This is a genomic window from Bradyrhizobium sp. (assembly GCF_016462955.1).
Lineage (GTDB): Bacteria > Pseudomonadota > Alphaproteobacteria > Rhizobiales > Xanthobacteraceae > Bradyrhizobium.
The window spans coordinates 5,891-7,400 of sequence record NZ_JAEMSD010000191.1 but is presented as its reverse complement, the minus strand read 5'-3'; the positions used below and the strand labels follow the sequence as shown (position 1 = coordinate 7,400).

Below are 1,510 nucleotides of genomic sequence, written 5' to 3'. Positions count from 1 at the left end.
GCTCCATGTGCTGATCGCGCTGTGCTATGCGTCCTTGTGTCTCGCCAATCAGACGCGTCACATCCGCAGCGCCTCGAAGAAGCTGTCCGAGGAACTGCAGCGGCAGATCCTACCCGACGGCGGACACATCTCGCGCAATCCGGGCGCGCTGATCGAACTCTTGATCGACCTGCTGCCGCTGCGGCAAACCTTCGCCGCGCGCAACATCGCACCACCACCGGCGTTGCTCAATGCGATCGACCGCATGATGCCGATGCTGCGCTTCTTCCGGCACGGCGACGGCAATTTCGCGCTGTTCAACGGCATGAGCGCGACATCTTCCGACCTGCTCGCGACGCTGCTCGCCTATGACGACACCCACGGCGCGCCGATGGCGAACATGCCGCATACCGGCTTCCAGCGCCTCGATGCCGGCCAGACCACCGTGATCATCGACACTGGCCCGCCGCCGCCGGCCGGCGTCAGCCACGACGCCCATGCCGGCTGCCTGTCGTTCGAACTGTCTTCCGGCACCAGCCGCATCGTCACCAATTGCGGCATGCCAACCACGGGGCGCGACAATTGGCGGCCGTTCGCACGCAGCACGGCGGCGCATTCGACGCTGATCTACCACGAGACCTCCTCATGCCAGTTCGTCGAGATGTCGGCGATGAAGCGGCTGTTGCACGGTGCGCCCATTACCAGCGGTCCGGTCGAGGTCGAGAGCTATCGCGAAATCGTGCAAAACGGCACGCTGCTCACCGCGTCTCACGACGGCTATCTCTCGAAATTCGGCGCGATCCATCGCCGCGTGCTGATGATCGCCAATGACGGCGCGCGCATCGACGGCGAGGACACGCTGTCGCCGCCGCAGGGCGGCCGCTTCAAGGGCGCCGATGCCGATTTCGCGTTGCGCTTCCATCTGCATCCGGCGGTGAAGGCGAGCCGTCTGTCGGATGCGCGCGGCGTCATGCTGGTGCTGCCGAATCGCGACGTCTGGACCTTCGAGGCATTGGACGACAAGGTTGATCTCGAGGACAGCGTGTTCCTGGCCGGCAATGACGGCCCGCGCCGCACCGCCCAGATCGTGATTCGTCAGAATGCCCGCCAGGCCCCCTCGATCCGCTGGAGTTTTGTCCGCTCCACGGCTTCACCCGCGGTCACCAATGCCCGCCGCAACGCGCGGCGTGAGCCGGAACTTCCGTTGTAAACAGGCGCGATCCAGCCCTATCTCGTCGTTGTGGAAAGCGGCGAAAACTGCTATCGAGCGCTCGCTCGCGCGACTGGCGACCTTGGATGGAGCACCATCGGGAAGCGCGGGACATAGTAGCCGCGCGCCTGGGCATAGACACTCCCTGAACAGAGGATCTTGCTCATGACTGACCATCCCCGCCGCGTCACCCGCGCGCTCCTTTCCGTCTCCGACAAAACCGGCCTGATCGAGTTCGCCAAGGCGATCGCCGCGCATGGTGTGGAGCTGGTCTCGACCGGCGGCACCGCCAAGGCGATCGCCGAGGCCGGCCTGCCCGTC

General features: G+C 65.4%; 2 protein-coding genes and 1 riboswitch. Both genes read left to right on the top strand.

What is annotated here, in order from left to right:
- Positions 1-1,189 (top strand): heparinase II/III family protein (locus JHD07_RS19845; RefSeq protein ID WP_291624951.1); only part of this gene is annotated, 1,189 nt, incomplete at its 5' end.
- 59 nt (positions 1,190-1,248) lie between these two features.
- Positions 1,249-1,330: riboswitch (ZMP/ZTP riboswitch) on the top strand.
- A gap of 24 nt (positions 1,331-1,354) precedes the next feature.
- Positions 1,355-1,510: hypothetical protein (locus JHD07_RS19840; protein WP_291624958.1), on the top strand; the 156-nt coding region annotated here is incomplete at its 3' end.